14 protein-coding genes are annotated in these 18,202 nt (G+C 64.0%); 7 read left to right on the top strand and 7 right to left on the bottom strand.

What is annotated here, in order from left to right; translation table 11 throughout:
* Nucleotides 1-215 precede the first annotated feature (215 nt).
* From GTW58_RS14255 to GTW58_RS02900, 5 genes are all read right to left on the bottom strand, one after another.
* Nucleotides 216-917: an excalibur calcium-binding domain-containing protein gene (locus tag GTW58_RS14255; protein WP_198673400.1), complete on the bottom strand. Its 702-nt coding sequence runs from the start codon at nt 915-917 to the stop codon at nt 216-218.
* Nucleotides 918-1,200: 283 nt separating this feature from the next.
* Nucleotides 1,201-2,802 (bottom strand): RNA polymerase sigma factor, encoded by a 1,602-nt coding sequence (locus GTW58_RS02915; RefSeq protein WP_047692406.1) that lies wholly within the window; start codon nt 2,800-2,802, stop codon nt 1,201-1,203.
* Nucleotides 2,803-2,978: 176 nt separating this feature from the next.
* Complete coding sequence (locus GTW58_RS02910; RefSeq protein ID WP_081994431.1) at nt 2,979-4,460, bottom strand: DUF4192 family protein; 1,482 nt, start codon at nt 4,458-4,460, stop codon at nt 2,979-2,981.
* Nucleotides 4,461-4,574: 114 nt separating this feature from the next.
* The gene (locus tag GTW58_RS02905) at nt 4,575-5,861 is read right to left on the bottom strand and encodes an MFS transporter (protein ID WP_232817937.1); all 1,287 of its coding nucleotides are present in this window, start codon (nt 5,859-5,861) and stop codon (nt 4,575-4,577) included.
* 40 nt (nt 5,862-5,901) lie between these two features.
* Nucleotides 5,902-6,816: a PAC2 family protein gene (locus tag GTW58_RS02900; protein ID WP_119932247.1), complete on the bottom strand. Its 915-nt coding sequence runs from the start codon at nt 6,814-6,816 to the stop codon at nt 5,902-5,904.
* Nucleotides 6,817-7,173: 357 nt separating this feature from the next.
* Here GTW58_RS02900 and GTW58_RS02895 point away from each other — a divergent pair, with 357 nt between their 5' ends.
* From GTW58_RS02895 to GTW58_RS02880, 4 genes are all read left to right on the top strand, one after another.
* Nucleotides 7,174-8,808, top strand: a complete 1,635-nt coding sequence (locus GTW58_RS02895; RefSeq protein ID WP_119932298.1) for a leucyl aminopeptidase — start codon at nt 7,174-7,176, stop codon at nt 8,806-8,808.
* Nucleotides 8,809-8,925: 117 nt separating this feature from the next.
* Complete coding sequence (lpdA, locus tag GTW58_RS02890; protein WP_189587250.1) at nt 8,926-10,314, top strand: dihydrolipoyl dehydrogenase; 1,389 nt, start codon at nt 8,926-8,928, stop codon at nt 10,312-10,314.
* A gap of 117 nt (nt 10,315-10,431) precedes the next feature.
* Nucleotides 10,432-12,312: a 2-oxoglutarate dehydrogenase, E2 component, dihydrolipoamide succinyltransferase gene (sucB, locus tag GTW58_RS02885; protein WP_119932248.1), complete on the top strand. Its 1,881-nt coding sequence runs from the start codon at nt 10,432-10,434 to the stop codon at nt 12,310-12,312.
* Nucleotides 12,313-12,539: 227 nt separating this feature from the next.
* On the top strand, nt 12,540-12,890 hold the full coding sequence (locus tag GTW58_RS02880; RefSeq protein WP_047692410.1) for a hypothetical protein: 351 nt from the start codon (nt 12,540-12,542) through the stop codon (nt 12,888-12,890).
* Nucleotides 12,891-12,967: 77 nt separating this feature from the next.
* Here GTW58_RS02880 and GTW58_RS02875 read toward each other — a convergent pair whose 3' ends face one another.
* Complete coding sequence (locus GTW58_RS02875; protein ID WP_157980423.1) at nt 12,968-14,737, bottom strand: hypothetical protein; 1,770 nt, start codon at nt 14,735-14,737, stop codon at nt 12,968-12,970.
* Between the two features lie 75 nt (nt 14,738-14,812).
* Between GTW58_RS02875 and lipB the strand changes: the two genes are divergently transcribed.
* The 3 genes from lipB (at nt 14,813) to GTW58_RS02860 (ending at nt 17,524) form a co-directional block, all read left to right on the top strand.
* Nucleotides 14,813-15,556, top strand: coding sequence for a lipoyl(octanoyl) transferase LipB (gene lipB / locus GTW58_RS02870; protein ID WP_119932250.1), 744 nt, complete (start codon nt 14,813-14,815; stop codon nt 15,554-15,556).
* Nucleotides 15,553-16,563, top strand: a complete 1,011-nt coding sequence (gene lipA / locus GTW58_RS02865; RefSeq protein WP_047692514.1) for a lipoyl synthase — start codon at nt 15,553-15,555, stop codon at nt 16,561-16,563. Before lipB ends, lipA begins: the two co-directional genes overlap by 4 nt.
* Before the next feature lie 178 nt (nt 16,564-16,741).
* Complete coding sequence (locus GTW58_RS02860) at nt 16,742-17,524, top strand: DUF4191 domain-containing protein (protein WP_119932251.1); 783 nt, start codon at nt 16,742-16,744, stop codon at nt 17,522-17,524.
* A gap of 23 nt (nt 17,525-17,547) precedes the next feature.
* Here GTW58_RS02860 and GTW58_RS02855 read toward each other — a convergent pair whose 3' ends face one another.
* On the bottom strand, nt 17,548-17,988 hold the full coding sequence (locus GTW58_RS02855) for an RDD family protein (RefSeq protein ID WP_119932252.1): 441 nt from the start codon (nt 17,986-17,988) through the stop codon (nt 17,548-17,550).
* Between the last annotated feature and the right edge of the window lie 214 nt (nt 17,989-18,202).

The raw sequence follows: 18,202 nt of genomic DNA, 5'->3' as shown, positions 1-18,202 counted from the left end.
CTCGGCTTTTTGTGCGGGGGGTGGGGGGAGGACAGATGTTTTGTGAAGGCGGTCCCGCGGTGTGAGGGCCCCCCGGGGCCCACCGCCATGTTCACGGGCAGCCAGAAGTTGGACTTCCCCACCCCCCCTTCTTCCGCCGAGTAGGCCGTTTGATCGCCGATGGGTGCCTCAGGGGCGATTAAACGGCCTACTCGGCGGGGTGGGGCGGGTGCTTGTCACTCGCAGGCGCGGCCGTCACCGTCTGCGTCGAGGTGACGACCGTAGCCGGGTTGGCCCGCCAAGATGGGCGCTGCGCCAGCCGCACGGACCGCCGCACAGTTGGGGTAGTACACCGACCCGCTGTCCGGAACTGCAGGTTGGGCAGGAGCAGCTGGTTCGGGGACAACGGGCTCGGCCGGCTGCTGGACCAACGGGGCCGGGCGATTCTGGTCCTGAGATTCCGACTCGCTCTCGGATTGGCTTGTGTCGCGGTCGTTGCCACGGTTCCGGTTCGCATCGGGATCTACAACAACTCGGTCCTCATCCTCGCCCTCGTCCACGACAACAGGCGGTTGCGCCGTCGCAGTGGGTGAGGAGGTCGGCGTGGGTGTGGACGTGGGTGTTGAAGTCGCCGTACGCGTCGGAGACGGCGTGCTGGTGGGGGTGTGCGACGTCGTCGTAGGCGTTGCTGATGGTGACGAAGTGGCCGCGCGAGTAGGGCGAACGGGCTCGTCCTCGTTGCTGGATGGTGCCAGCAGTGCACCGCAGCCAGCTATGACAAGCAGGAACAACAGCACCAGAGACAGGCAGCCGCCACAGCCCAAGCAGCCCCAAAGCTTTTTGCTTCGAACGCGACCCGTGACAGTGCCCGCAGCTGCGGACGCCGCTGAATAAGGCGGGTGATACTGCGGTTGCTGCGAACCCGGATGTTCAGGCATGGGAGGTTGTGGTGCTTGATAGGACATCGGTAGACCTTACTCATGAGTAACGATGTATGAGAGCAGTATCACACTCGCGAGTCGGCCATGACCTATCCATCTGAAACATGACCAAATGTGCCACCCCTCCTTCCGCCGAGCAGGCCCTTTGATCGCCGCTGGGTGCCTCATGGGCGATCAAACGGCCTACTCGGCGGAAGGGGAACAGCGGGCAAAGGGGGAGGGCCGCTCACCGTGACAATCACGGCGGCGGCCCTCCTTGGGAGAACCCTTCCGGAAAGAATCAGTCCAGGTAGTCGCGCAGAACCTGTGAACGGGACGGGTGGCGCAGCTTGGACATGGTCTTGGACTCTATCTGCCGAATGCGCTCGCGAGTCACACCGTAGACCTTGCCGATCTCATCAAGGGTCTTGGGCTGACCATCGGTGAGGCCAAAGCGCATGGCCACCACGCCGGCTTCCCGCTCGGAGAGGGTGTCCAGCACGGAGTGCAACTGCTCTTGCAGCAGCGTGAAGCTCACGGCATCAGCCGGGACAACGGCCTCTGAGTCCTCGATCAGGTCACCGAACTCGGAGTCCCCGTCCTCACCCAGCGGGGTGTGCAGGGAGATGGGCTCGCGGCCGTACTTCTGGACCTCAACCACCTTCTCCGGGGTCATGTCCAGCTCCTGGGCCAGCTCCTCCGGGGTGGGTTCCCGGCCAAGATCCTGCAGCATCTGGCGCTGCACACGAGCCAGCTTGTTGATGACCTCCACCATGTGCACGGGGATGCGGATGGTACGTGCCTGATCCGCCATGGCACGGGTGATGGCCTGACGAATCCACCAGGTGGCGTAGGTGGAGAACTTGAAGCCCTTGGTGTAGTCGAACTTCTCCACGGCACGGATCAGACCCAGGTTGCCCTCCTGGATCAAATCCAGGAACAGCATTCCGCGACCGGTGTAGCGCTTGGCCAGGGAGACCACCAGGCGGAGGTTGGCCTCCAACAAGTGGTTCTTGGCCCGCTTGCCGTCATGGATGACCCAGCGCAGTTCCTTCTTCTGCTCCCGGGTCAGTGAGTCGGCGTCGTCCTTGTACTTGTGCTCGGCGAACAGGCCGGCCTCAATGCGCAGAGCAAGGTCAACTTCCTGCTCTGCGTTGAGCAGCGCAACCTTGCCGATCTGCTTGAGGTAGTCCTTGACGGGGTCAGCGGTGGCACCGGCGGAGACCACCTGCTGGGCAGGAGCGTCGTCGTCGTCATTGGTGGAGAGCACAAAACCGCGGGCGGCTTCCTGGGATGCTGTGGTCTTGCCGGTGGGCTTGGCAACAACCTCGGTTCCGGACTTGGCGTTCTCCGCGTCTTCCGGAGCCACCACGGTGTCCTCAAGGTCCTCGGCATCCTCAGCGTCGTCGGCGGAGTCCACGTCGTCCGAGCTGTCATCGGCGATGGAGTCGTCCTCGGTGAAGTTGTCCTCCTCCGAGTCCAGGTCCTCATCATCGGCAGCAGCCGCCGCCTTCTTACCCCCGCGAGCGCCAGTGGCCTTCTTCTTGGTGGAAGCGGACTTTGCTGCGGTCTTGGCCGTGGTGCGGGCGGTCTTGGTGGCAGGAGCAGCGACCTCCGACTCCTCTGCACCCGACTCTGCCGTGCTCTCCGCGGCCGTGTCCTTTGCCGTGGACTGCTTTGCCGTTGACTTGGTGGCGGTGGTCCTCTTGGCTGCAGTCGCCTTGCTGGCGGTGGTCTTCTTGGCAGCAGTGCTCTTCTTGGCCGCGGCGGTCTTCTTGGCAGCAGTGCTCTTCTTGGCATTGGACTTGCCTGCACTGGTGGTGCCCGACGACGCCTGCTCCACGTCCGTACCTTCATCGGGCTCGGCGGATGCAGTCGTCTTGTTCGTGACAGCTGGTGACACTGGGAACCTTTCGTTGCTCGACGCGGTGTTGTGACTTCCGGCCATAACACCTATGACCCTGTCAAGTCCCGACGGCGATCATAGCTCGCCCCCGTTCCATGAAGGGTCTTCAGGTGCTTGCAACCAAGACTCGGTGTGTCTTGTTCCCCGATCCGTGATTTTTCTGAGGAAAGTCTTCAGGTCCCGCTCCGGTGCCAGGCTGTGGCGCGTTGGGTGGCCCATTGCGGCACAGGGCTCACAGCACACAATTGACGCAGGCGCTCGATTCCCGGGTGCCATGGAGCGAGGTTTTCAGCCCTGGCCAGGCACAGTTGCGTCCGGGAACCGCGAGCGCGGAAGCGCTCAACGTGAGCGCGTGCCAACCACAGAGAAGCCTCCACCGTGGGAAGTGGGTTGACACCGGTGGCCCCGGAGATGGAGGCCACCATGGAAATGAGTCGCTGCACGACGTGATCGAATCGGTCCACCGTGCCCCAGTCCGGCTGGCCCTCCCACTCCCCCAGGATGACCTGCGCAACTTTCAGCAGTGCGTGGTTGTCCTGCTCCAGAGGATTCGATTCCCACTGCGCACAAGCCTGGCGTGCGATCTCGATCTCCCCTGTGAGAGCCATGGCCAGCAACAGATCCAGGCCCCTGGGGTCCACACATCCCAACATGAGTTCGGTCAGTTCCTGGCTGTCGCCGGGTGTGGACGGTGCACCGTCCTGGAAGGAGGACAGCACGTGGTTCCAGCGCTCCAAGTAGCCGATCCGCCAGGCATATTCCGCCAGTGGGTCATCGTCCCCCCCTTGCGACCAGGGGGTGTCTGCCGACCCTGTCTGCACCTGCGTCGACTCCGCTGGGGTCTCCCAGACGTCCGGGTGATCTTCCCAGGGGTCGGGGCCAGCCTTCCACGAGTCGGGGCCAGCCTCCCAGGAGTCGGGATGGGCCTGCCGGGAATCCGAGGCGCCACCGCTGAAAGCTGTGGTCCATCCGGATGGGTGATCCCAAGTTCCAAGTCCCGCAGCAGGATCGGTTTCCACCACGCTTCCGTCGCAAACCAAAGCAGCGTAGATGGCACTGTTGCGGATCAGTTCCGCGTCCTCCACAACCGATGGCATGGCCACAGGCCACCACTGGGTGCCCTGCAGACACCAGGCGTCCTGAAGGTCGTGTCCGGACAACGCTCCGGCTTCGGTGATCGCGCGTACCACCAGCTGGGCCACGTACTGGGCTGCCTCAGTGGCCTGGGCATCGTCAGTGCTCTCCACATCGTTGACCGAGGGATCGCCGGTGTAGACCGCAACAAACATGGAGGTCCCCACCGAGTCGTACTCCAGGAAACCCGCCATCACGGTGGTCCATGAGGCCAGGAACTGCGCATCCTCCAGCTCCTGGACACTTGGAAGTTCCACGCGCAAACAGGGGCCCACCGAATCCGTCGTCGTGGTGAGGACGGCCACGGAATCCTGCGGCCAAAATCCCAGGGTGTGCGGAATGATCGCCAGCACATCGGCTGCGGTCCGTGCCACGGGTCGGAAGGGATCTTCGGCTTCTGTGGACCGACGACGACGCCGTGAGGCCGTGTGGCCCCGGGCTTCTCCGGCGGATGTGTGACGCGTACGTGCGGCGCGGCGGGCGCTGCGGCGGGCGCTGCGGCGACTGGAATGGTTGCTCATGACTCCACGGTGCCCGGTGAGCGCAGGCAATGGGTTCGGTCTCAGAGATCTGTGGACAACTGCCGAAACCACAGGCCGCGGATCCGAGCCTGTGGAGTCGTGAGGCCCATCAATTCACACTGACCGGGGACCGTACCGTGCCCTCACCCGACGCACACTGATCGACATTCCCACCACACCCACTGTGGCCACCACCAGCTGCATGGCCATGGCAACCCGGAACGCCTCCGGTGCGTAGGCATCCGTCACCCAGCCCCACTGCATCTGGAGGTCCAAGGTCAGGCCGATCAGGTAGATGGCCACCAAAGACGCCACGAACCCACCCACGTTGGTGATCCCCGTTGCAGTCCCGATCCGGCGTCTGGGCGTGAACGACTGGATGATGTTGAACGCCACCATGGAGGCCGGCAGGCTCATGGCAATGGCCACCACCGCCACCAGCACCACCACGAACGGAGCGGTGCCGGGCCACAGAATCAGCACACCCCATGCGGAGAATCCTGCGCCCATGACCATGAAGGAGAGCCAAACCCGTCGGTGAGGCCGCCTAGCCACCCAGCCACCGATGCTCAAGCCCACCAGGAGATTGGTGAGCACAAAGAACGTCATGACAAAGCCGGCCTGTCCCGCAGACATCCCTTGGGCATTCTGCAAATAGGGGTAACCCCACATCAGCGCAAAAACCGTGCCGATGAACTGGACGGAGAAATGCACCCAGAACGCAAGGGCTGTGGCCGGTTCGCGCAGGCTCTTCACAACCGCGGCGCGCGTACGTGCGATCGCCAGCGACCGGTTGGCCCCACCATTGCCCTCGGGACTGTCGCGTAGATATGCCGTCACCAGAGCAGCAGTCACCACGGACAAGGCAGCCATGGACAGCAGAGCCGGAGTCCAACCGGCCCAGCCCAGCAGCGCGCTGAACGGAACCACGGACAACAGCTGCCCAAGGTTGCCCGCCGTACCCACCACCATGGTCATGAAGGCAGCTCGAGACAGTGAGAACCACGCCGGGATGACCCTGAGCACACAGATGAACGTGGCCGCATCCCCTGCACCCACCAGCACACGGCCCACCACGCCCCAGCCCAAGTACTCGGCCAAGGCAAGCACCACTTGGCCCACCGCCATCAGCACGGCCCCGGTGGCCACCATGGCCTTGGAACCGAACCTGTCCACCAGAACTCCCACCGGAATCTGCAGTCCGGCGTAGACAAATACCTGGAGCATGGTGAACAGGGACAACTGGGAAGCCGTGGCCTGGAACCGGTCAGCTGCCTCCAGGGAGGCCACCCCGAAGGAGGTCCGCTGAGCGACGGCCACAAAGTAGGCCAGGATGCCCACGGCCATGATCAGGTAGGCCGTGGGGGAATCTCGACGGTATCCGCGTTGCGGTGACGTCACGGCGCGCTGACACCCGTGATGTCAGTGGTCATGCCCGTGCTCAGTCTTCCTCGGGCTGATTGGCCAGGAAGGCCTCCACTGCCGCACCGATCTCGTCAGCATCCGGCAGTTCGGATTCATCTCCTGCCAACAGGGACCGTTGACCTGTGTCCTCCACGACCTCGTCGTAGCGGTTCTCCATGGATTCGATCACGGCCTGCACCTCCGGGGCCCCGGAGACCTGCTCCTCGATGCGCTGAATCACATCCGCCCCGGCGTCGCGCAGAACGTCTGTGGGCAGGGTGAGGCCGGTGGCAGCAGCCACGTGCTCAAAAGCTGTCACAGTGATCTGCGGAAGGCGGGCATCGGCCAAGTACTGCGGCACGTGCACCGTGAACCCAATGGTGTCCAGCCCCAGCTCACCGAAACGGATCTCCAGCTGCTGAGCCATGGAAGAACTCATCTCGGCCACTGGACGTTGGTTGTGATTCTGGGCCACCAGATCGGTTCGTGTTCCGTGCACGGAGACCAGGAACGGCCGGGTGTGCGGCACGGGCATGGGAATACCGGTCACGTTCATCACGATCGATGTGTCCAAGCGCTGGGCAAGATCCACCACGGCGTCCACGAAACGGTTCCACTGCAAGTCAGGCTCCGGCCCGGCCAACAGGCTGAAGTGCCGTCCCAGGGGATCGGTGAGTCCGTAGAGGGTCAGTTCCGGAGTGTCCACACGCTCAAAGTGGTCCTCCACGAACCGCACATGGGGCCGCCGGGCGCGGTAATCCCGCAGCTGGTCGGGGTCGAACCGGGCCAGGACGTCATGGGGCAGGGATTCCAGCAGTGTCTCGCGGATCTGATCGCTGATCTGGCCGCCCTCCGCATACCCGGACAGGGAAATGATCAACGGTGCCCCGTGAAGGCGCGGGTCATCCAGCAGGCTGGGATTGCCCAAGTACAACTCGGAAGGATCAACCACGGTTCGCTCCTGGATGTGAAGGTTCTGGAAACTCTACGCGGGCGCGGCACCGTATCCGTGAGCGCACCGTGACGGCGCCACGGACCCACCGGCCCAGGCACAGTCAACGGTGGACGGCCGGCACCTTATTCCCCAGCGTGATTCCCCTGTGCGCCCACCGGTGCACCCGCGTCGGGGCCCATTGGTGGAGCCATCACCGGAGACGACGACGCACCACTGAACCCCTGCTGGGGGCGAACAGCCCGAGTTCAACCCAATGTGGTGTCCGAGGACACAGATAGCATCTCCACCACGTCCCAAGAATCGCTTGTCGGTGGCGCCATCACCGCCACACCTCACAAGGAAGGCAGAGATCACATGCCCCGTTCATCGGCCACACCGCGACGCCGCACCGCCCGCCCGTCCCAGAACACCACTCCGGAAGCCCCCACGCTGCTGCAGTTGCTCCCAGCTCAGTCCGTGGCCGTCTCCGCCACGGACAAGAAGCTGAGCAAGAACACTGCACATGCCGTGGTCATCGCTGTCGCCAAGACAGCGGAGGGCCCGTCAGTCATCCTTCCGTCCGATGCCAAGGCCCTGCCGGAGAACCTCCAGGAGCAAGCCGCGGCGGTGGGCGCCACGGGCGCGGTGGACGATGTCCGCAAGATCGCAGCACCCAAGGGTTCCCCGTGGCCCGTGATTGTGCTGACCGGCTTGGGCAAAGGTCATGAAGCCAACTCGGCCGCTGAGGGGCTGCGCCGTGCAGCCGGTGCAGCCACCCGCGCTTTGACCAAGACTGAACACGCAGTCTTCGCCCTGCCCGTGGAAACCGTTGAGGAGGCCGCAGCGGTTGCGGAAGGGATCACGCTCGGCGCTTACTCCTTTGCCGCACAGAAGGGGAAGTCCGCCCACACGGTGGGCGCTCCGTTGGCCACGGCCACCCTGCTCACCGCTGGTCTGGACGCCAAGGCCGTGAGCACGGCCTTGGCCCGGGCAGAGATCCTGGGCCGCGCCGTGGCCCGTGCCAGGATTCTGGTGACGCTTTCCCCGGACACCGTGTACCCGGCCTCCGTGGCACAGCTGGCCCAGGACCTTGCAGGACAGGCGGCGGGCCGCGTTTCCGTGGAGGTCCTGGATGAATCCGAGCTGGAGCAGGGCGGATTCGGTGGGCTGATCGGTGTGGGTCAGGGCGCTTCACGCCCGCCACGCCTGGTGCGCATCGGGTGGGAGCCCAAGAAGCCGGTGGAGTCCGTGGGACTGGTGGGCAAGGGCATCACCTTCGACTCCGGTGGATTGTCCTTGAAGCCGGCCAACTCCATGATGACCATGAAGTCCGACATGGCAGGCGCCGCCGCCGTTCTGGCCACTGTGTTCGCCGCAGCCGAAGCTGAACTGCCCGTGTCCGTGACCGGGTGGTTGTGTCTGGCCGAGAACATGCCGTCATCCACGGCAACGCGCCCAGGCGATGTCATCACCATCCGTGGTGGGCGCACCGTGGAGGTGCTCAACACGGATGCTGAAGGCCGACTGGTTCTGGCCGACGGCCTGGTGGCAGCGCGCGAGGAGGATCCCGGGTTGCTGCTGGACATCGCAACGCTGACCGGGGCCCAGATGGTGGCCCTGGGCGCCCAGACCGCCGGGGTCATGGGCGACGACGACGCCGTGGAGACCGTTCTGGCCGCATCTGTGGCCTCGGGTGAGGATCTGTGGCCCATGCCGCTGCCCCACCACCTGCGGGCTTCGCTGGATTCGGACGTGGCGGACATCAAGAACATCGGCGACCGAAACGGCGGGATGCTCTCGGCCGGTCTGTTCCTCAAAGAATTCGCCGGTGCCGAGGAGTCCGCTGAGGAATCGGCCATCGAGCCGGTGGGCCCCTGGGCACACCTGGACATCGCCGGTCCCTCCTTCAACGAGTCCAAGCCGTGGGGCTACACCCCAAAGCAAGGCACGGGCTTTGGCGTCCGCACCATGTTTGCCGCAATCGAGCTGGTGGCAGGCCGGCCTGTGTGACGTAAGCCAGGACGCCGCGCCCGGCTCGTGTGGCTGAGGAACAGTTCGCTTGACTAGAGTGGGCCTGAACCACAGTGAGCCTGGCGAGGCCCGCATGGAGGCGTCGCTAGAGGATCAATGAGCAAGGGAGCATCATCCGTGGCGGAGAACGAATTCGACATTCTGGTACTGGGCGGCGGCAGCGCCGGTTACGCGGCAGCACTTCGCGCCGTGCAGCTGGGTTACACCGTGGCCCTGTTCGAAAAGAGCAAGGTGGGTGGCACCTGCCTCCACTGGGGTTGCATCCCCACCAAGGCCTACCTGCACTCCGCCGAGCTCGTGGCGGATGCCAAGGAGTCAGAGAAGTACGGCGTGAAGCTGTCCGTGGACTCCGTGGACATGGGTGCTGTGCGTGACTACAAGAACGGCATCGTGGCTGGGAAGTTCAAGGGGCTCCAGGGCCTGTTGAAGTCCAAGAAGATCACCGTGGTGGATGGTTTCGGCAAGCTCACCGGTGAGAACACCATTGAGGCCAACGGCACCACCTACACCGGCAAGCACATCGTCCTGGCTTCCGGTTCCGTGTCCAAGACCATGGGCATCGAGATCCGTGACCGGATCATGACCTCCACCGAGGCGCTGGAAATCGACTGGACGCCCAAGTCCGCGATCGTTCTGGGCGGTGGCGTGATCGGTTGCGAGTTCGCCTCCATGTGGAACTCCTTCGGTGTGGAGGTCACGGTCATTGAAGGCCTGGACCACTTGGTTCCGAACGAGGACCCCGCGATCATCAAGATCCTGGAGAAGGAATTCAAAAAGAAGGGCATCAAGTCCAACTTGGGCACCTTCTTCGAGAAGGTGGAGCAGGACGAGAACGGCGCCAAGGTCACTCTGGCTGACGGCAAGGTCTTCGAGGCCGACGTCGTGCTCGTGGCCGTGGGCCGCGGGCCCAACACCGCTGAGATGGGTTACGAGGAAGTTGGCATCCCCATGGATCGCGGCTTTGTGACCCCCAACGATCGTCTGCACACCGGTGTGGGCAACATCTACGCGATCGGCGACATCGTTCCCGGCGTGCAGCTGGCTCACCGCGGTTACCAGCAGGGCCGATTCGTGGCCGAAGAGATCGCTGGCCTGAACCCGGTGACCGTTGAGGACGTCAACATTCCCAAGGTGACCTTCACCGAACCGGAGATTTCCTCTGTGGGCTACACCCAGCCCAAGGCTGAGGAGAAGTTCGGCAAGGAAAACGTCCAGACCTTCGAGTACAACCTGCTGGGCAACGGAAAGTCCTCCATCCTGGGCACCGGCGGCATCGTCAAGCTGGTCCGGGAGAAGGACGGCCCCATCATCGGCTTCCACGCCATCGGCAAGCGAACCTCCGAGCAGATCGGCGAAGGCCAGTTGATCGTCAACTGGGAGGCCTACCCCGAGGACCTGGCGGCCTTCATCCACGCCCACCCGACTCAGAACGAAGCCATCGGCGAAGCTGCCATGGCCTTGGCAGGCACGCCCCTGCACGGCTGATCATCCGGTGTGGCCCGGTCCGTCCCGGGCCGGGCCACACCGATCAGCGACACCTTCGCCCTCCAGACACCACGCACAAGCTGTCATCAGCGCACAGAAGAAAGAGACGGTCAGACAATGTCAGAAACCGTGAACCTTCCGGCCCTCGGTGAATCCGTCACCGAAGGCACCGTGACCCGTTGGCTCAAGGAAGTCGGCGACGAAGTCGCCGTCGACGAACCCCTGGTTGAAGTTTCAACGGACAAGGTGGACACCGAGGTCCCCTCTCCCGTGGCCGGTGTGATCGAGAAGATCCTGGTCGAAGAAGACGAAGACGTTGAGGTGGGCGCACCTCTGGTGGTCATCGGAGACGGTTCCGGATCCGGTGATTCCGACTCGGATTCCAGCTCGGAGGATTCCGCAGAAGAAGAAGCTACGGACGAGTCCCAGGACTCCGACGATGAGTCCGGAGGCTTTGACCAGTCCGAGGAACCGGCCCAGGACAAGGACGCCGAGTCCGCTCCCAAGAAGTCCTCGGGTGGTTCCGGTACGGAGGTCACTCTGCCCGCCTTGGGTGAGTCCGTGACCGAGGGCACCGTGACCCGTTGGCTCAAGGAAGTCGGCGAAGAGGTTGAGGTGGACGAGCCCCTCCTGGAGGTCTCCACCGACAAGGTCGACACCGAGGTTCCCTCCCCCGTGGCGGGCACCCTGCTGGAGATCAAGGTCCAGGAGGACGAGGACGCCGAGGTCGGCCAGGTTCTGGCCTTGATCGGTGACGCCGACGCCGCGGGCTCCTCGGATGACTCCCAGGACTCCCAGGATTCTGCTGAATCTGAGGACTCGGCCGAATCTGCAGAATCTGCCGACTCCGGTGATTCCGCTGACTCCGCCGAGGAGATCGAGGACGCCGCAACGTCCTCCTCCACCCCGGAGGCCACGGACGAGGCCGCAGACAAGAAGGCCTCTTCCGAGACCAAGGAATCAGCCAAGGACGACTCCCAGAATGAAGCAGCACCGGAGAAGGCTGAAGAGTCCACCGGTACTTCTGGCGGTGCAGCGGCCGAGTCCTCAGGGGATTCTGGCAGCGCCTACGTGACTCCCTTGGTGCGCAAGCTGGCCAAGGACAAGGGCGTTGACCTGGGCTCTGTCAAGGGCACTGGTGTGGGTGGACGTATCCGCAAGCAGGACGTGCTGGCCGCTGCCGAGTCCGCTCCGGCGTCCTCCGGTTCCGGCAAGTCCTCCCTCACCCCGGTGGCGGACAACGGCGAGCCCACCACCATCCTCCCCGTTTCGGACAAGCGAGGTACCACGGAGAAGGCTCCGCGCATTCGGATGACCATTGCCAAGCGCATGCGCGAGTCCCTGCAGGAGTCCGCTCAGCTGACGCAGGTCACCGAGGTGGACATGACCCGCGTGGCTTCTCTGCGCAACAAGGCAAAGAACGGCTTCCAGGAGAAGCACGGCGCCAAGCTGACTTTCCTGCCGTTCTTCGCTCAGGCCGTGGCGGAGGCTTTGAAGGCCAACCCCGCCCTGAACTGCACCTTCAAGGAAGATCAGAAGGAGATCGTCTACAACGGCTCCGAGGACCTGGCCATTGCCGTGGACACGCCGCGCGGCCTCTTGGTTCCCGTGATCCGCAACGCCGGCGACATGCAGCTGCCCGGGCTGGCTTCCTCGATCGCTGACCTGGGTGCCCGCGCCAAGGACGGCTCCATTGGCCCCGATGAGTTGACCGGTGGCACGTTCACCATCACCAACATCGGTTCCTTTGGCGCACTGTTCGACACCCCGATCATCAACCAGCCCCAGGTTGCCATCCTGGGCACGGGCACGATCGTGAAGCGCCCCATGGTCATCCAGGACGCCGATGGCAATGACGTGATCGCCATTCGCCACATGTGCTACCTGTCCCTGACCTACGATCACCGGATCGTGGACGGTGCCGACGCCGGTCGCTTCCTGCAGACCATGAAGGCACGCCTGGAAGAGGGCCGCTTTGAGGGTGCGCTGGAGCTGTGACGCCGTGTGAGTTGCCCTCCGGGTGCAACTCACACGACCAGCCGCTGTAGTCGGTGACCACCGTGGTGAAGGGGTGGGGTTTCACGTGCCAAGCACGTGGAACCCCAACCCTTCGTCTTCGTTGGAGGAAGCCGCGCCCGGTGCAGATTGCCTGTTGTGGCGTACCCCTCACCGGGTATCCCTGGCAACCACCGCGGCGGCAGGGAGCTCTTTAGTAGGCTCGCAGCATGGATTTTGTGCATTCTCTGCTTGTTCTGGTTCACCTATTCGGTGCCGCCGTCATCATCGGCACCTGGATCGCCACCTTCCGGAAGCCCACTGTCACTGGATGGCAGTTCGGTGCTTCGATCGCCATGCTGGTCTCCGGTCTGTTGCTGGTGACGCTCAACGAGTTCAACCCGGACATCGTGGTCAACCACGCCAAGATCGGTGTCAAGCTGCTGCTGGCACTGGGTGTGTTCATTGCCGCCCTGATCGGATGGCGCAAGCAGCGCAAGGGCGAGGCCGTCTCCACGGGTTTGGCTCACGGCACGGGCGGCACCGCCCTGATCGCCATGATTGTGGCCGTCATGTGGTGAGACCCGCATCCTGATGTGTCCGTGGCCAGAAGGTCACACATCACCGACCGCGGTGAACGGCATTGCCTGAATGCTGTTCACCGCGGTTTCACTGTTTCCAGACGCCACCCGCCCTGGGTCTTGACCACGGTGGCCTCGATTTCTTGCGACGTCGTCTGGCCGGCTGGCAGCCCCTGGGCATCAACGGCGGTTCTCACCCGGGCTGAGGTTGCGGTTGCCTCCGTCACCTGCGTGCTCCCCGGTTTGACCTCCATGCTCAAGTCGGAGAAGGCATGGTGGCCCGTGGCGGGATCGGCTTCCAGCTGATCCAACGTATGCCGATCCGCCTCCAGGGCCGGTGACTCTGGGGTGTAAACCCCCTCCAAGGCTGCGGAATCATCATCCCGGAGCGCCTGCCCACGAACGTGGACCAGATCAGCCACGGCCTGTTCAACTTCCGTTTCTGGATCTGCTGTTGTGGCAGCCGGTGCCGTTGGCGCCGACCCGCCCGTGGCCGGAGCCGAAGCAGGCCCTTGGGACTGCGGTTCGGCCTCTTGCTGCGGTTCGGCCTCTTGCTGCGGCTCGGCCTGGCGCTGGGAGTGAATCTGCGTCTGGGATTCGTCGCCATGCCCGGAGGCGGTCTGCGTGTCCGGTGGGGAGACCTGGGCATTCACGCTCCACACAGCGGCCGCGCCACCGGCAATCATCACCGCCGCCGCCACCAGCACCACTATGGGTTTCCGCGTGCGTGACGCTCTGATCTGCTGGTCTTGACTCTCCCAGGGGCGAGCCGGCCGTCCTCTCTCCGGTGTCCGCCGCACAATCGGAGGATTTACCGGAGGACGACTCACACGCTCCCCGCCCCGGCCCTGTGCTTCTTGGCCCAGAACGGAGAACACTCGATCGGCGGCGGTGGGCTCTGTAGCAGGATCGTCGTCGTCCATCAGAACGCGGGGCCGGACGGGTGGGACCGCCGGCAGAGATTCAGTGTCGTCCTCGATCCCTGTCTGCTCAGGCACCGGAGACGGTGCCGGATGCACGGGTTGACCAACCGCCGATGCGTCATCGGGCATCGACATCTGATCCGGCATCTGATCCACAACGCACAACTGATCCGCCAACTCACGCGCGGGATTCCCCGGCGCACCTGATCTCATGTGGGCTTTCACGTCACCGATCCGCGCAGACCCGGGGTCAGCCGCGTCCAGGTCGTCCAGAAGTGCATCCAAAGCTTGAAGTGCGGCGACAGGCAGGCTGGGACAAACGGTCTGCAAGGGAGTCCGGATCCGTCCCGCACTGGGCCGCCGTCCGGTCAACACTGTTGTTGCAGCCGCTGCCACCATGATCAGGTCCCCTCGAATCTCCTCGGCCTCAGCGCCGGGTCCCAAGGGCCGCACCCCGGAATCAGGAGTCAGCACCAAGAACCATCTGGCTGCATCCCTCGAACGCTCACTGACCAGATCTCGCAAAGACAGTCGCCGTAGGGTGAGTCCGCGGTCGTGCAGGTCTCCCATGGCACGCAGCGCCTGCGCCAGGGCCGGCAGCACCTGCTCCTGAACCGCACCACCGAGTTGACCGATGGCATCCGCCAAGGTGTGCCCCGGCAGGTCCTCGAACAGCAGCCACAGGGCGTCGTCGTCGTTGATCACGGCCCGCGGTGGTCGCAGCGGACCGGACTCCACGGCCGCCAAGCTCTGGGCAAGATGGGTCCACTTCTGCTGCGCGTCCGCATCCGTGGGCAGCGGCAGGAGAACAAAGTTCTCCCCCGAGACCGGCTCCGTGACCCGCCGCCCCCGCTGCGCCCACGCCCCGCGGTCTGCGAACTGCGCCAACCCCGACGACGGTGTGAAAGGCCCCGATGTGTCCATGACACCAGCATGCAGGCCGAACCCACCCGATTCTGAGTTATCCACAGGCCGATCTGCGGGCGTATGGTGGAGCCCATGTCTCTGTCCTTTGAACACCTGGGACTGGCCCCGGACCTGGTGCCCTACCAACCCGCCCTGGACCTGCAGAAAACCGTGCATCAGCAGGTGGCAGCCGGTGAGCGCGCAAACACGGTGTTGCTGGTGGAGCACCAACCCGTTTACACGGCCGGCCGCCGCGCATCAGCTGAGGAATACCCCACCGACGGCACGGACGTGGTGGAAGTAGGACGTGGTGGAAAGATCACCTGGCACGGCCCCGGCCAACTGGTGGCCTACCCGATCATGCGGCTGCAGACGCCGATCGACGTCGTGAAGTTCGTGCGCGTGCTAGAGCAACTGGTGATTGACGTGGTGGCGGAGTTCGGGCTGAAGGCTGTGACCGTGGAAGGACGCTCCGGCGCCTGGATCCCTGCGGACCATCAAGGTGGTGCGCGGAAGATCTCAGCGATCGGGGTGCAGGTTTCACGCAGGACCACAATGCACGGGATCTCCCTGAACTGCAGCAATGACCTGGCGCCGTTCGGTGGGTTCATCCCCTGCGGGATTTCGGATGCCGGTGTGACCTCCATCAGCCGTGAACTCGAACGGAATGTATCGCCTGCCGATGTGGTTGAGGTGATGACCCACCATTTCCGGGTCCGCGAAGCCCAACTGTGCGCGGTCTCAGAAATCCCAACCGACCAGCCACCACTGGACTGGCCCGCCACCGCGGCTGCCACCAGCCCAAGCCAGAGCATCACTTCAGGAGAAAGCCGATGACCATTGCACCCGAAGGCCGCCGACTGCTGCGCGTGGAGGCTCGCAATGCAGAGGTTCCCATTGAGAAGAAGCCCAACTGGCTGAAGAACACCGCTCACATGGGCCCGGAGTACACCAAGTTGAAGTCCATGGCCCGCGGCAAGGGTCTGCACACGGTGTGCGAGGAAGCTGGGTGCCCCAACATTTACGAATGCTGGGAGGATAAGGAGGCCTCGTTCCTGATCGGTGGCTCGATCTGCACCCGCCGGTGCGATTTCTGTGACATCGCCACAGGCCGGCCGGAGCCGATTGACCGTGATGAGCCCCGCAAGGTGGCTGAGTCCGTCCGCGACCTGGATCTGCGCTACGCCACGGTCACGGGCGTTGCCCGCGACGACTTTGAAGACGGTGCCGCGTGGCTGTACGCGGACACCATCTGCGCCATCCATGAGATCTCCCCGCAGACCGGTGTGGAGATTCTGATCCCTGACTTCAAGGGCCGCCCGGAATCCTTGCAGATGGTGGTTGATGCCCAGCCGGAGGTTTTTGCGCACAACCTGGAGACGGTTCCCAGGATCTTCAAGCAGATCCGCCCGGCCTTCACCTACGAACGCTCTCTGGACGTGCTCAGCTACGGCAAGGAGCGCGGGCTGATCACCAAATCCAACCTGATCCTGGGCATGGGTGAAACGGACGAGGAAATCTACGAGGCGCTGTGCGATCTGCATGACGCCGGGTGCGACATCATCACGCTGACCCAGTACCTGCGGCCTTCCAAGCTCTTCCACCCGATCGACCGTTGGGTCAAGCCCGAGCAGTTCGTGGACTACGCCAAGCAGGCTGAGGAGATCGGATTCCTGGGCGTCATGTCCGGGCCCATGGTGCGATCTTCCTACCGTTCAGGTCGGCTGTGGGCACGAGCCATGAACAAACTGGGCCGGGAGATTCCCGCCAACCTGGCGCACATCACGGATGAAGGCTCCACCGCACAAGAAGCCTCCAGCTTGATCGCCAAGCTGGGCCGCTGAGGCTCCACACGGCCACAGATCTCCCTGCCCAGCCGCGCAGAGACTGCAGGACCGCCCCTGCCGTGCGGCTAGAATGGGTGCGCTGAACCACCGCCTACACGTTGCCATGCGCCACACAGCGGTCCGGTTGAGTCCCTGAGAACTGCATACATCAGATCAACGAGCACGAGGTTTCACCGTGTCCCCATCCACTTCCGCGGGTTCTGGCCGCCCCACCACCGACGCCAAGTCCACCCGGGCTGCTGCCAGGGAGCAGAAGCGGGAGGAGAAGGCACGCAAGAAGGCTGCCAAGGGCCCCGGTTACGTGGCTCAGATGAAGCAGGTCTACAAGATCACCAAGGAGCACGACTCCAACATCACCCTCAAGCTCATTGCCATTGCGCTGGGTGTTCTGGTGCTCTTCCTGCTGTTGGGACTGCTGCTCAACAACTGGATCACGTGGCTGCTGATCGGTATTCCCTTTGCCGTGCTCGCCGCAATCTTCTACCTCTCGCGGCGGGCCGAGGGTGCAGCTTTCTCCCGGATCGAAGACCAGCCCGGTGCCGCCGGCGCTGCCCTGTCCACTCTGCGCCGCGGCTGGATCGTGGACCAGGAGCCGGTTCAGGTTGACCCGCGTTCCCGGGACCTGGTGTTCCGCGCCGTGGGGCGCCCCGGCGTCGTATTGGTCAGCGAAGGCCCCACCGGCCGTGTGAAGAAACTGGTCACCAAGGAACGACGACGCATCGGCCCCATGATCCAGAACGTGCCGATCCACGTGATCCACGCCGGCAACAAGGAAGACCAGGTTCCTCTGTCCCAGGTCTCCAAGCAGATGAAAAAGCTGGACAAGTCCCTGACCCGTGAAGAGGTCAACAAGGTGCACAAGCGCATTTCCACGTTGCGCGCCAACTCGCTGCCGATCCCCAAGGGAATCGACCCCATGCGTGCCCGCCCCGACCGCAAGGCCATGCGCGGACGCTGATCTTCAGGTGCTCTTGAAATACCTCAGCGGATCTTGACCAGGATCGTGCCCACGGCCCGGTCCTGCAGTCCCCGCTGATCGGAGTCCATGATCAGTGCCGGGATCACGGGCACAATCAGGGCGCAGCGGATGATGCCGCGCCACAACCCGGGTGCGTAACCGTCCATGGTCTGCACCTGCATACCCATGATGAAGTGGCCCAAGCTGTGGCCGGTGAATCCCACGGCCACAGCGCTCAGACCGAACCAGATCCAGATGGCGACCAGGTTCTGGAGGTCGTACGGGACCAGCAGGGCCGCCAGGCCCAAGGCGATCAACCAGTCGATCAAGATCGCCAACAGCCGGGGGCCGAATCGCGCCACGGATCCCGGACCAGTGTCCGGACGACCGAGCCGCTGCCCCGGGTAAACCTGCGCTGCGGGAGGTCCGTCGAGCCAGCTGCCGAGGTCATCACGATTGATCATGCCCCCAGCCTATCCGCGCAGCACCGGCAGCCTTTTATCAGCAGGCTGACCGCGTGCCCGCGTGCGCTGCGCCACAGCATCATGAAAAGGTGGTGTGTAACCCGCGTGAAACATGAGAGACACGACCGAGCAACGGCCCGTGCGTAGCGTGGAGTGCAACTCAAGGGTCAACAGATCCCGCAACAGGATCTCCGGTTACGGCCAGCACCCGCCC

It is taken from the genome of Kocuria subflava (assembly GCF_012163155.1).
GTDB classification, from domain to species: Bacteria; Actinomycetota; Actinomycetes; order Actinomycetales; family Micrococcaceae; genus Kocuria; species Kocuria subflava.
This window is presented reverse-complemented; position numbering and strand designations above follow the sequence as displayed.